10 protein-coding genes are annotated in these 13,320 nt (G+C 60.6%); 6 read left to right on the top strand and 4 right to left on the bottom strand.

Annotated elements, in window-relative coordinates:
• Entirely contained in the window at positions 1–723 is a 723-nt protein-coding gene (gene lptB, locus FJ404_03530) for an LPS export ABC transporter ATP-binding protein (protein MBM3821956.1), read from the top strand.
• Between the two features lie 3 nt (positions 724–726).
• Here lptB and FJ404_03525 read toward each other — a convergent pair whose 3' ends face one another.
• The 3 genes from FJ404_03525 to FJ404_03515 are packed head-to-tail and all read right to left on the bottom strand — an operon-like array spanning position 727 to position 4,986.
• On the bottom strand, positions 727–2,820 hold the full coding sequence (locus tag FJ404_03525) for a cytochrome C biogenesis protein (protein ID MBM3821955.1): 2,094 nt from the start codon (positions 2,818–2,820) through the stop codon (positions 727–729).
• A complete protein-coding gene (locus FJ404_03520; protein MBM3821954.1) occupies positions 2,736–3,962 on the bottom strand; it encodes a ResB protein required for cytochrome C biosynthesis in 1,227 nt (408 codons plus the stop codon). The genes FJ404_03525 and FJ404_03520 overlap by 85 nt, the downstream gene beginning before the upstream one ends.
• Positions 3,889–4,986, bottom strand: a complete 1,098-nt coding sequence (locus tag FJ404_03515) for a hypothetical protein (GenBank protein ID MBM3821953.1) — start codon at positions 4,984–4,986, stop codon at positions 3,889–3,891. Before FJ404_03515 ends, FJ404_03520 begins: the two co-directional genes overlap by 74 nt.
• Positions 4,987–5,324: 338 nt before the next feature.
• On the opposite strand from FJ404_03515, the gene FJ404_03510 reads away from it, so the two are divergent.
• Positions 5,325–6,224 (top strand): NAD(P)-dependent oxidoreductase, encoded by a 900-nt coding sequence (locus tag FJ404_03510; GenBank protein MBM3821952.1) that lies wholly within the window; start codon positions 5,325–5,327, stop codon positions 6,222–6,224.
• An 82-nt stretch (positions 6,225–6,306) separates the two neighbouring features.
• The gene (fdhD, locus tag FJ404_03505) at positions 6,307–7,161 is read left to right on the top strand and encodes a formate dehydrogenase accessory sulfurtransferase FdhD (protein ID MBM3821951.1); all 855 of its coding nucleotides are present in this window, start codon (positions 6,307–6,309) and stop codon (positions 7,159–7,161) included.
• Positions 7,162–7,190: 29 nt separating this feature from the next.
• Here the strand turns inward: fdhD and FJ404_03500 are convergent, their stop codons facing one another.
• Complete coding sequence (locus FJ404_03500; protein ID MBM3821950.1) at positions 7,191–7,634, bottom strand: hypothetical protein; 444 nt, start codon at positions 7,632–7,634, stop codon at positions 7,191–7,193.
• A 553-nt stretch (positions 7,635–8,187) separates the two neighbouring features.
• Between FJ404_03500 and FJ404_03495 the strand changes: the two genes are divergently transcribed.
• From FJ404_03495 to FJ404_03485, 3 genes are read left to right on the top strand one after another with little or no spacing between them, the layout of a single operon-like run.
• Positions 8,188–11,235: a c-type cytochrome gene (locus tag FJ404_03495; protein MBM3821949.1), complete on the top strand. Its 3,048-nt coding sequence runs from the start codon at positions 8,188–8,190 to the stop codon at positions 11,233–11,235.
• Positions 11,232–12,296 (top strand): isochorismatase family protein, encoded by a 1,065-nt coding sequence (locus tag FJ404_03490; GenBank protein ID MBM3821948.1) that lies wholly within the window; start codon positions 11,232–11,234, stop codon positions 12,294–12,296. Before FJ404_03495 ends, FJ404_03490 begins: the two co-directional genes overlap by 4 nt.
• Positions 12,293–13,309 carry a twin-arginine translocation signal domain-containing protein gene (locus FJ404_03485; protein MBM3821947.1) on the top strand — a complete coding sequence of 339 codons (1,017 nt, stop codon included), beginning with the start codon at positions 12,293–12,295 and terminating at the stop codon, positions 13,307–13,309. Before FJ404_03490 ends, FJ404_03485 begins: the two co-directional genes overlap by 4 nt.
• Positions 13,310–13,320 lie beyond the last annotated feature (11 nt).

The raw sequence follows: 13,320 nt of genomic DNA, 5'->3' as shown, positions 1-13,320 counted from the left end.
ATGCCTCTTCTCAGCACCGAACAGCTCGTCAAATCGTACAAAGGCCGCCGTGTGGTGGATGGGGTTTCCATCCAGGTGGCTGCGGGCGAGATCGTGGGGCTGCTTGGCCCCAACGGCGCCGGCAAGACCACCACCTTCAACATCGTGGTGGGATTGGTCCGTCCAGAGGAAGGCAAGGTTTGTTTCGAGGAGAAACCCATTACCGGATTACCGATGCATCGGCGGGCGCGCCTGGGCATCGGTTATCTCACTCAAGAACCTTCCGTGTTTCGCAAGCTGACGGTGGAGGAGAATCTGCTGGCGATCCTGGAGACGTGCGCGATCGACGGACGCGAGCGCCGGGTGCGGTTGAAGCATCTCCTGGACGAACTCGACCTCACGCGTGTGGCCCGCAGCAAAGCTTACATGCTCAGCGGTGGTGAAAAGCGGCGTCTCGAAATCACTCGCGCCCTGGTGACCAGTCCGAAGCTGCTGCTCTTGGACGAACCTTTCAGCGGCATCGATCCGATCGCGGTCTTCGAGGTTCAAAAGATCCTGCGCCGTTTGAAGGAACGCGGGCTGGGCATTCTGATCACCGACCACAACGTGCGGGAAACCCTCAAGCTGGTGGACCGGGCCTACGTCATCCATCGCGGGCAAGTATTGTGCGAGGGAACCGCGGATTTCCTGGTGAACGATGCGAGAGCTCGGGAGATCTATCTCGGTCCGGAGTTCAGCATGTAAGGTTCAAGCCGCCGCGCCCACGGGACGCGGTGCTGGCTCAGCCCCGCCCGGGTTCGAACCCGGGGGCACGCGGTCCTGGAAGCTCATCCAGTGCCTCATGGGAATCAGCCCGAATCCGATGATCACGAGCTGGCTGGCGATGAAAACGGAGAGCCACTTGAAGGCGGCGTCCATGAAACCGTAGGAATGCAGCCCGACGCCCAGCATGTTGACTCCGAACCAGGAGAAGCTGGTGACGATGTTGCCGAACACGGCGAGATTCATGATGCCGCGATCGCGCACCAAGCCTCCCCATCGGGCATGGAGGATGATGGCGCACCACAACACAATCATCAGGGCTCCGTTCTCCTTGGGGTCCCAGCCCCAAAAACGCCCCCAGGATTGATCCGCCCAAATGCCGCCCAGCACCGTTCCGGTGAAACTGAAGAGGGTGGCAAAACACGTGATGCCATAAACCATGCGGCTCAAGGCCTTGCCGGTTTCTCCGGTCAACCCCCGGGTAAACACCCCGCGCAGGATGTAAATCATCGCCAGAAATCCGGCGACGAACGTGGCGGAATACCCCAGCGTGATAATCACCACGTGCGTCGCGAGCCAGAAATTGGTGTCGAGAACCGCTTCCAACATCACCATGGTGTCGCCCCCCAACGCGAGATTGTGCGCAATAATTTGGGTCACAAACCCCGTAATGGCCGCCACCACGGCGCCGATCCCGCCAAGATAGATTCGTTCCAGCAGCAAACCCAGAATCACCGTGCCCCAGCCGATGAAAATGGCTGAAGAATACAGGTTCGTCACCGGGGGACGCCCCTCCAGCACCATGCGGAAAATCAATCCGACGGTATGGATGATCCACGCAAACCCGATCAAATACACCGCCGACTTGCGCAGCCATTCGGACAGATTAAACCAATGCGCGCACCCGAGCAGGAATGCCGTCAGGTAAATCAGCATCGCCCGGTAAAAGGGCTGCAGCGTGTTGAAGAAATATTCCTTGGACGCCTTGTCCACTTCCATCCCCAGGCGCGACCCCAACCAAAGGCGGTAGTCAGCCACCGCTTTGTTGAAGTCTTCCGCCTTCCCCTGGCGGTAACCATCCGCCATGGCGGCAAAATACGGGACGGCGGGATGGAGTTCTCCTGCACGGATGGAATCGAGCAAGGAAGCGCCCAGATTCACCCAGCCTTTGCGGTCCGTTTCAGGCTTCGCCGGGGGAATCACCAAGGCATACGATAAATTCGCCATTTCGTCGATCGGTTCGAGGGCCCGCGTAAAGTCCTCGAACACGTTGGTCTCGTAGGCCCGGCCGGCTTCGCGGGCTCTCCAGGCCGCAAGCCCGGGGGCGATCTTCTTCTGGAATTCGGCGATTTCAGCGCTCCAGTTCGAGGAGGTGTCGGGCCGGATGTTACGGCGCAGGCGTTGATAAATCGTGACCGCGTTGAAGAGCTTGAGGACCTGCCTTTCAAGCGGCGTCTGCAAGGAGGCGTTTTTTCCGGACTCATGCAGTTGCTTGGCATGGCCTCCGATGGTGGGCAGCACAGGGCGAATCTCGCTAAAGGTGAAGTAGCGCAGGCCGCTGTGCTCAACCCCTTTGCCGTCCAGCTTCAATTCCCCCAGCAATTCCGGGTGATGAATCAGGAAGACGTAGCGTTCATCCGCCTGCTCCGGCTTGAACATCAATTCCGCAATCCAATCCGAGGGCTTGAGCTTCTTGGGATGCTTGTGGAACTGCCACCACTTGCGCTCTTCCAGGGGCCGTTGATCTTTGATCGCGCTCCATTCCCCCCAAACCTTGCCTCCGCCTCCGTTGCCCTCGAGGGGCACAGCCTGATTGCCGCGGATTTGCAGCAACGCGTTCCGCGCCACCGAGTCCAACGGCTGAATGCGCCCATCCAGCAGCACGGGCAGGCGTCCAAAAGCGATGGTGTGATATTCCCTTTCCTTCCGGGGACGGAGGGCGAGGGCCGCCTCCAGGACGAAGAGGAAAAGCAGAATCCAAGGCAGTTTCTTTTTCATGCGGCTTCCTTCCGGCGCGTGGCGAATCCGACAAGATGAATCATGAATTGCAGCGTCAATCCCGCGGCGACGATGACACATCCCAAATAAGGCGTGAGCCAACTCGGGTTGCGGACGACTTGCAGCGTCGAACTCTGCCCCAGGCCTCCCTCGCCCGTTCCCATCTGAAATTGGTAATAGGTCAATCCTTGATAGCGCAGGGGATTGTTCATGTAGATCAAGGACTCGCGATTCTCCTTCGATTCGGTGTGTTCGATCCGGACCCGGCTGGAGAAATGCTTCGGCTTCTTGGTGCCAACGTAATACTCGTTGTCCGCGTCCAGGAGGGTCATCGAATAAGGCGTGTAATGGCGCTTGAAGCGCAGAGCCAGCGAGTAGGTCTTGCTCCCGTGCGTCAGGACTTGCTTTCTGCTCAGCATGCTCGAAACCAGCCACGTCCCAAGATCCTGTCCCCCGGCGGTGATCCTCACGAGCGCACTCGGCAAGTTGCGCTCATCCATCTTGGTGGTGATGGGCCGGGGGAGCAGGTGCAATCCCACTCCCACACCCTGGGAAGCCCGAACCTCCAACGTGCCGTTCGTGCTCTGTGAAAAGAGGTCGGAGTTCGGCCAGAATTCCAGCACCTGAAGGGTGAAGGGCAACCGTTCGTGGCGAATCTCGGCGCCGGGTCGGAGACGTCCATCCGGGATGGACATCACGTGGTCCTTGTCCGCATCCGAAGTGTCGATGATCACCAGTTCATTGGCGTGGAAATCCTCGGAATAATTCTTGGTTTCGCCCTCGTTGAATCGGAGCGCGCTTTCCGTGGAGAGCATGTCCGTGGCGAGCTGCCCAACCAGCAGGAGCACGATGCCGATGTGCGTGAGAAAAATGCCGGCCTTCTTGCGTGTGAACTCGAATCGCTTCACATGGGCCGCCACCAGGTTGATGAGGAGCAACGTTCCCACCGTGTAACCGCCCGGAAGGATGGGAATCTGGATCGAGCTGTTTCCCGGTGTCCAAAAGATGAGGAAACTTTTGAAGTAACGGTTCTGAGCGAGGTAGAGTCCTTCTTCGACCTGGGCCAGGGTTCCGACAAAGACCAGCACCGTGGCGATCGCCAGCAACACCACGGTCAATCGAAGCGAGGAAAAAAACTGGAAGGGACGTTCAAGCATCGGGAAAACGCAGGGATTGAATGAATTTGAAAAACTCGGGTTTTTGTTCCTCGGAAGCTTGAACATCCCCCATCATCTTGAAAAACCAGGTCCGGCCGCCTTGAGGAATCACGGCTCCGATGACACGCGCCGGTTTTTGAGACTTGGAATCGGTGCCAGACATATCCACCACCGTCGCCACAAGGCCCGACAATTCCAGGGTTTGGGCGAGCTTGGCCAGCTCCTCGTTGGACAAAGGGTTCAGGGAGATCTGGCCGCGCCACCGGTTCACATTCATCAGGAGCCCCCCCGCGGCACCCGGGAAAGCGCTGACGGTGATCTCGGTCGAGGCGGCGTTCGCTCCGGTGGCGGTAAATTTGGCCAGGAGCATGTTCGGCGGCGCCTGCGGCTGCCAGGAGGCCGGAAGTTTCCAATCAGGCAATTTGAGAGGCTCATCCTGCGCCGTCGTTCGGGAGCTGGACCCCGGATCGGCGGGTTTGAATTCGATGCCTGAAAGAAAGGTTTGGAACGTGCCAAGCTCGGATCCCACGACGGCGGGCGAGCCTTGGAGCTTGATCAACCAGAGCGTTCTCCGGCGCGCTTGCACCGCGACAAAGACACGCTCGGCAGGTTCCGCGTCCGTCTCCGCCAATCGAGCGGTGACATCGTAAATCTGAGCGGGCTCTCCGGCCATCCTCGCGCCTTGGGCAATCCCAGTGACCGAGGAAGCATCCAGCAGCTTCAATCCCAGCTGGCTGCGCCAAATGTTGAGAAAATCGAGCTCCGAGGCGTTGCCATGTGGAAATGGCATGATCGCCACTTCAGCCCCACCGCCCGACGCCGCGAGAATATTGAAGGAAGCCAAGCTCATGCGCATGGGGCCGCGTTCCTCCCAATGGGCCGGTTTCTTCCACGATGGAATTTCGGCCGGACCCGTCGATTCCCGGGAGGCGGACCGTCGCTCCGGCTCTTTTTCCTTGGGGATGGAATAGACCTGAATGTCGTTGCGGCCGCAGCCCGAGGCCGCCGCGGCCAGACATGCCGCAAGAAACCCCGGCACGACGGTGCGTCGATGAGGTGTCCTGCCGCCAGGCTTCAAAATTTCAATCATTCTCAATCGGAATTCAATGGATCTCGAGTTCGGCCCAAGCCGCTCAGAATGAACGATGCACAGCGCGCTCAATCCGCAGCCCGGTTCGCAGTTAGAAGTCTAATGCCAGTTGGACATTTCAACAAGAGTCAGTTTTCACTTCCGTCCACGAGAAAAGTCGTGATTGAAGTGAGGGACGGGCCATAGAGTGAACGTGTTCACCGGCGGCCTCTCAGGCGCCTCTCCTGCCTTTGCGGCGTGAAGTTCGGCGCTCGCAGGTGGGGAACGTCCGACGAAGCCGGGCCGGTGGTTGAACTCAAACAGCATGGCTTAACATCGATTCGATCGGAGGAACTTCTATGTCAGAACGCATTGGATTTGTCGGGGTGGGCCGCATGGGCGCCAACATGGCGCGGCGCCTGAAGGATTGCGGATACGCGGTCACCGCGGTCTTTGATGTCCGGAAACAAGCGGCGGAGGATTTGGGGAAAGAGATCGGGGCGGAGGCTTGCGCGACACTCGCCCGGATCACGGAACTCTCGGACGTCATTATCACCGTGGTGACGGATGACAAGGCCATGTTGGGCATTTTCTCCGGCAAGAAGGACCATCTGCTCAAAGGTGCCCGAGGCCGGGTTTTCATCAATTGCGCGACCATCAGCCCCAAGGTGCATCTTCAAGTCGAGAAACTGGCCGCCAAGGCGGGCGCCGCTTCCCTGGAAGGGTGCATGGCCTCCAGCATCACCCAAGCACGTGAGGGAACCCTCTATCTGATGTGCGGCGGCAAGGAAGCCACGTTTTCGCGGGTGAAGCCGATTCTGGAGAAACTGAGCAAATCGATGAGGTATGTCGGCGCGACCGGCAAGGCTGCCGAGGTGAAAGCCTTGGTCAACATGGTGATGAACATCAACACCGCGGGCCTTGCCGAAGGACTGGGTCTGGGAGCCGCGCTGGGGCTTGACCTGGCTTTGCTGCGTGAAGTCTTCGGGGAAACAGGCGCGAATTCGCGCGTCCTCCAAACCGACGGCGAAGACATGCAGAACCGCGAACATTCCTGCTTCTTTTCGGCAGCCCACGCCGCAAAGGACTCCGGCATCGCCCTGTCCCTGGGCAAGGCCAAGAAACTGGATCTGCCCCTCGCCACAGCCACGTTCAAACAGTTCAGCAAGATGGTCAAGCTGGGCCTGGGAGAACTCGACAAGTCGGGCGTGGCCGAATTGACGTTCAAAGGGCGCGGCCCCAAAAAAGGGCGGAAGTAATCTCGGATCTCTTCCCCATCCGACAGGCGACTCTCCTCCGTGCCGGACGGCGGAGAGTCTGCCTTTTCCACGACGATTGAAAATGAAGTCAGCCCCGCCAGCCGCAGCCCGGCGCTGGGTGGCCTGGAGGGCGTCGAAACGTTCCAAGCGCGGCTGGGCTTCGGAGCTCGCCGTGGAGGAACCGCTCGAGATCCGCATACGAGGCAAAGTTTTCGGGGTCACCATGCGGACCCCGGGGCACGATACCGAACTGGTGGCGGGATTTCTGCTCGCGGAGGGGTTGCTACGCAAACGGAGCGATTGGATTTCGCTCGCCCCCTGCCGCGCCGAGGGGGTGGAAGGCGTGGTCGTGAATGCCTTTCTTTCGGCCAAGGTTCGCCTGGATTGGAAGACCATGGGACGAGGCTTCCTCACGAGCAGCAGCTGCGGGTTTTGCGGGTCGAAAATGATCGAGAATGTGCGCCGGCGCTACGCGGCTTTGGTGGTGGAACGCGGGGTCGATTTGGACTTGCTGGCCGAACTTCCCGGGCGAATGGCGGCGAAGCAAACCCTCTTCAAAAAGACCGGAGGCGTGCATGCCGCCGCGCTGTTCGACCGGCAGGGGCGGTTGCTGGTGGTGAGGGAAGACGTGGGGCGCCACAACGCCGTGGACAAAGTGGTGGGACACGCGTTTTTGGACGGACGCATTCCCTTGACGGACTGCGCCTTGGCGGTCAGCGGAAGGGTCTCTTTCGAAATTGCGCAGAAAGCGCTGGCCGCCGGAATCTCCGCGGTGGTGGCCGTCTCCGCTCCCACCACTCTGGCCGTGAGTCTGGCGCGGGAGGCGGGCTTGATTCTGGCTGGATTTGCCCGCGGGGGCGCCATGACTCTGTATGCGGGCCCGAGGGCAAATGAAAGCGGCGGGGCCGTTGTCAATCCGGCGCCCGCCGCTCGTTAAGATATTCTAAAGTAGCTATTTCCGAGCTCTTAACCTTTCCAGGCGAAGGTGGCTTTGGCTACTTTCTTGATTGATTTGTTTTTCTTCCCGGTCGTTAGGAACCATACTCGCAGATTAGGCACCTTTACGCCCAGCTTGGCAGAGAGTTCCTTGATGTGAACCCCTTTGCCACCGGCTGCTTGCAAAGCGCCGACAATGCCTTCTTGCAAAGCCCCGCGGGGCGCGCCGCCGCGGCGCCGCTTCGGAGCCTTCGCCCCTGCAGCTCGGCGTTTGGCCCGTGCAGGACCTTTCGCTGGCCCGCTCGATGTGCCTTCCCCAAAGGCCACCAATTGGGCGTTGATTTCATTCAGTTTAGCCTGAAATTTCTCCTTTGCTTCAAGCAGTGCCGACAAGCGCCTCAGGTCCTGTGATGTTAGTTGAGTTATATCCATAGCCAGCATGTTTGCATAGAAAAGGTTCTTGTAAAGATCCAAAAAGCACGGGAGTTGCAGCTCGGATTGCGCCCAATGTTTTGTTGCCCGGGAAGGAAGGGGAGAGTCGGAGAAGAATACGATGCACCAGAAGCGACCGCTACCGTGAGTGGACCGGATCAAAGCATGAGCCTGAGGAAACGGAGAGAGGTCTTAACAAAGTTGCGGCGGCGTCACTGCTTCTTGGGTAGTCCATGGAATTGCAAGCAACGGGAAACGTTGGGCTCAACTTCCGGGCTTCATCAATTCGACGTCCAATGTCGCACCCAGCCCGGGTCGTCCGAGCCAGCGTTGGCGCAGATGAGATCGGGAGGACACACCTGATGCGGCTTGGCCGCTCGTCCGGTTTGGATAGGCCGCGACGGTCGCCGTACCCCCCTCTCGAACTTGACGAACGACGCCCCCTCGATTTCCTCCGTTGCCCTGCTCACCTTGTTCCTCCAACCTCATCCGCATCCATCTCACCGTTCCATCTTCAACCCGCCTCGGCTTTCCCGAAACGCCGCGCTCCACGAACCATCCCCCTCGACCCAGAAAAAACTCCCGGCTCCTGGCCGTGTTCCGCTGGATCCGGCTGATCGGAATCACCGCTTTGCTCCTCCTCCCATCTTCCCCCTCACTCCAATCCCAAGGTTCTCCGCCCGCCGAAGCCGCCGCCCGCATGAAAATGGCCGAGGGACTGCAAGTGGAATCGTTCGCGTCGGAACCCATGGTGGTCCAACCGGTCTGCATCGAATTCGACGATCGCGGACGCCTCTGGGTCATCCAATATCTCCAGTATCCCAATCCCGCCGGACTCACCCGAACCCGCGTGGACCGGTGGTCCCGCACCACCTACGATCGTGTGCCGCCACCGCCTCCCAAGGGTCCGCGCGGAGCGGATCGGATCACCATTCTGGAGGATACTGACCACGACGGACGGGCCGACCAAGCGCGGGACTTCGTTTCCGGGTTGAACCTCGCCACGGGGCTCGCCTTCGGACACGGCGGCGTCTTCGTACTCAATGTTCCTTATCTGCTCTTCTATCCCGACCGCGACGGCAATGATGTTCCCGACGGGGATCCCGAAGTGTGCCTGACAGGTTTCGGAATGGAGGACGCCCACTCCGTCGCGAATTCACTCACCTGGGGACCTGATGGATGGCTCTACGGATGCCAGGGCAGCACCGTGACGTCCCGCATCCGCGACATTGAATTCCAGCAAGGCGTGTGGCGCTACCATCCGGGAACCCGGCAATTCGAGCTCTTCTGCGAGGGAGGTGGCAATTCGTGGGGAATCGATTTTGACGATGAGGGTGAATTGATTTACAGCACAAACGTCGGCCCCTACCGCAATCTGCACGGCGTCCAGGGCGGCTACTACTGGAAGAGCGTCGGCAAGCACGGCGCCCTTCACAATCCTTACACCTTCGGTTACTTCGACCACATCCCGCACACGAATTTTACCGGAGGTCACGTCACCGCCGGCGGACTGATCTACAACGGGACCAATCTGCCGCCGCATTTTCATCAAGCTTATCTCAACGCGGATTTGCTCGGGCACGGGATTCAGTGGCATCGAATGTACCCCTGGGGATCCACCTTCACGTCCTCCCATGGCGGCTACCTCCTCGAGTCTCCGGACACCTGGTTCGCTCCCTGCGACCTCGCCCTGGCGCCCGACGGCGCGATCTTTGTCGCGGATTGGCATGACCGGCGCACCGCGCATCCCGACCCGGATGCGGATTGGGACCGAAGCAATGGCCGCATCTACCGGCTCGCGCGGACCACTACCCGATCCGATGCCATCCCCGATTGGCGCCGCCTCAACACCGAACAATTGGCGGGCGCTCTCGAGAACCCCAATCCGTGGTGGCGGCGACGCGCCCTTCGAATCCTGAGCGAACGACGGGATCCCGCTTCTTACTCGAGTCTGCACGCATTATTCTCCTCAACGGTCCATCACCGAACCTCGTTGCTCGCTCTTTGGGCGCTGCACGGCGCCGGAGGCTGGCGTGATGAAGACGCCCGCGCCGCCCTTTCGCATCCGGCTCCGTCGGTGAGGAAATGGGCCATCCGGCTGCTCGGCGATCGAAAATCCGTTTCCCCTTCGCTTGAAGAACGCCTGCTGGAACGGGCACAACACGAACCGTCCGTCCGCGCTCGCGGCCAACTCGCCTCGACGGCCGCGAGGCTTCGTCCTGAAATTGCCCTCCCCATCCTGCACACCCTCATTCAGAGAGACCTGGACGTGCACGACCCCTTCCTGCCGCATCTTCTTTGGTGGGGAGTCGAAAAGCACGCCGTCACATCGGTGAAAGCGGTATCCGAATTGTTTGCCGGGAGACTCTCCAGGCCTTCGCGCCTGGCAAGCGAGTTCATCCTCGAACGTCTGATGCGCCGATGGATGGCGGAAGGCACTCAAGCTTGTCAGGATGGCGCGACACAACTCCTGGAAAACGCGCCTGATCCGGCCACCCACGCGCGACTGCTCGCCGCTCTCGACCAGGGCTTCGACGACCGACCGGCCCAACCACCCGGCTTCGGCACCGGCGGACTTTTCAACTCGGCCGACGAAGTTTCAATCGAGGCCTCCACCGCCCGTGCCCCTTCCCCAATCTCACCCAAACTCGAACGACTGTTGCTCCAACTTTGGCGGGAACAACCCGATCAATCCGTCCGTCTCAAACTCGCCGCCCGCCTTGGCCATCCACCCGCGCTGGAACGTGCACGATCGCTCCTGGCCACGCCAGGACTCGAACCGTCCCGCGCGCTTCAGCTCATTCAACTTCTCGGAAACTTCGGACTCGAGACCGATGCACCTCGCTTGCATCCGTTCCTGTTCCGATCACCCGAAAATGTGGCTCTCGAAACGCTCGACGCTCTCGGACGGATTGCCTCTCCGTCTTTCGTTCCCCAACTCATTCAGGCTTATCCCGAGCTTTCGGCCAGAACGCAAAGCCGCCTGCGCACCTTGCTCCTCAGCCGAAAATCGTGGGTTCCTCAGGCTTTGCTCGCAGTCGAGGAAGGCCGCCTGCCCGCGGCTCATTTCAGTCCTGAATCGCTGCGCGCCACCGCCCTTCATCATGATGAATCACTCGACCGCCGGGTTCGGAAGATCTGGGGCCGTGTCACCCGGGGAACACCCGAGGAAAAGCTGGCGGAAATGCGCCGCCTGAATAATGACTTGAACGCTGGACGCGGCGACCCGGACCGCGGACGACAACACTTCACGACGCGGTGCGCCACTTGTCACACCCTCTTCGCCCAGGGTGGCTCCATTGGCCCCGACCTGACCACAGCCAACCGCCAGGACCGGGTTTTCCTGCTCGCCAGCCTCGTCGACCCCAGCGCCGCCATTCGCAAAGAATACCTGGCGCAGGAGATTCAACTGCGCGGGGGAAGCGCGTACTCCGGGGTCCTCCTGGAACAGGGTGGCATGCAGTGGATCCTTGGCACCGCCACGGGAGAACGAATCGTCTTCCCCGCTTCCGAAGTTCAATCCGTCAAAGAATCCGCGATCTCGATCATGCCTGAAGGAACGTTGTCTGGCCTCACTCCTCAGGACCTGCGGGATTTGTTCGCTTTCCTCCAGAGCCAGCCCCCGGCATTCTCTCCACCATGAATTCCCGCCTGCTCGCCACGGGTCTCTGCCGTGCCTTCCTTCTCGCGCTCGCCGCTTCCGAGCCTGTCCATTACACCAACACCCTGACGCGCCTGTCCCACCCTGCCCCGCTCCTGGCAGATCATCCGGAATGGGTCGAACCCATCCGCGAAACCCATCGCTTCGAGGCGCCCCCGGTCGTCAACGATGCCGGAGCGGACCTGCGGGTTCGTGCCTGGCGCTGGAGCTACAACGCCCGCGGCATTATTGAAATCCCGAACCTCCTGAGAGCCCGCGAAACCGCCGTCATCATGGTCCACCCTTGGGGCATCGACGACGGACAAGGCTGGAACACTCCTGAACCGGCGGGCGTGGCGGACTTCTGCACGCCGGAAAAGAACCACCTCGCGGCCCGCCACACCCGTGAGGTCATCGATCCCTTCTTGAAAACAATGCGAGGGAAGGTGGCCGCCATCCTGCTCAGCCTTCCGGGTTCGCGTGATCCGATCCGTCACAAGCTTTACCGGTCCTTCTCACACACTCCCACCGCCGGGCAACGCCAGCAAGGCCGCGCCGAACTCGACGCCAAGCTTCGGGGATTCCATTATCGAGGTGAAGCCCTGCCCGCCACGTTGAAGCTTTCGACCCAAACGCCGGCGGTCGATTACTTCCGCCAATTTCCCGGACTCGATGCCGGACCCCGCTTCAACAACACCGGTTTTTGGGATCTCCCCATCCCCGTGACCCGCGACATCACTTACTTCCCGGACGACGTGGTCATCTATGATGCCGAAGGTTACGAATCACTGAGAAAGTTCCTCCAGTCTCAAGGCGTGCGCCACGTCCTGCTCACCGGCTACGCCACCGATATGTGCTTCGCGAGGACCTGCGCGGGTTATGAGAATTTATCGAAAGACTTCAACACGTTTCTGGTCGGCGACGCGACCCTGGCCACGTTCCCCGCCCACACCACTCCCAAGTTCGCCACCAGCGCGCACCTCGCCTTCGCCTCGCTGAACCAGTTCATCACTCAAATCTCGTGGATCGAGCTCACACCGGAGAACCAACCTCGGAACCCATGACGATCGACGCGAACAGGACACCCAACCGCCGCCAATTCCTCCGGACCACAGCGGCCGCCGGGCTGGCTGCCGCGACCGCCATCGTTTCCGCGGCCAACCCGCCTGCGCCCGCCAGGCGAAAAGCCCGGGTCGCCATCACCATGGACCTCGAGATGGCCCGCAATTTTCCACGCTGGGAAGACACCCACTGGGACTACACCAAGGGCCATCTCAACGAGGAAACCAAGCGCTACGCCCTGGCCGCCGCGCGGCGGGTCAAGTTCCATGGCGGCGTCATCCATTTCTTTCTCGTTGGACAGGCACTCGAACAGGAGAACGTCGAATGGTTGCAGGAACTTCATCGAGAAGGTCATCCCATCGGCAACCACACCTATGACCACGTCAACGTGCTCGCCCGGCGCCCGGAGGATCTTCAATTCCGTTTCCAACGCGCTCCCTGGCTCCTCCGCACTCAAGATCCCGTCCAGGCCATTCGCGAAAACATCGAGCAATGCAGCCAAGCCATGCGGCACCGGCTCGGATTCGCTCCCGCCGGATTCCGCACTCCCGGCGGATTCGCCGAAGGCCTGCAAGGCCGCCCGGACATCCAACAGTTGCTCCTCGATTGCGGTTTCTCCTGGGTCAGTTGCCGCTACCCCGCCCATCCCTACGGCCAGCCGGGAACCCGCGCCGACCACGAAGTTCTGGCCGGCATCGTCAAGGCCCAATCGAACTCCCAGCCTTTTGTGTATCCGACCGGACTCATCGAAGTTCCCATGAGCCCGATCAGTGACGTCGGGGCCTTTCGCAACTGTCGCTGGCCGCTCGAGGATTTCCTCCGCGCCATCCGTGCGGGCGTGACCTGGGCGATCGAACAGGGAGCCGCCTTCGACCTGCTCACGCACCCGTCCGTTCTCTATCCCAACGATCCCGAATTTCGCACCATCGATCTCGTGTGCGACCTGGTGGGTCAAGCCCGGGACGGCGCCGCGCTGGCGGATTGCTCCACCCTCGCGACGCTCGCCCGGGCTTGATCGCACGAGAA

It is taken from the genome of Verrucomicrobiota bacterium (assembly GCA_016871495.1).
Taxonomy (GTDB): domain Bacteria; phylum Verrucomicrobiota; class Verrucomicrobiia; order Limisphaerales; family VHDF01; genus VHDF01.
This window is presented reverse-complemented; position numbering and strand designations above follow the sequence as displayed.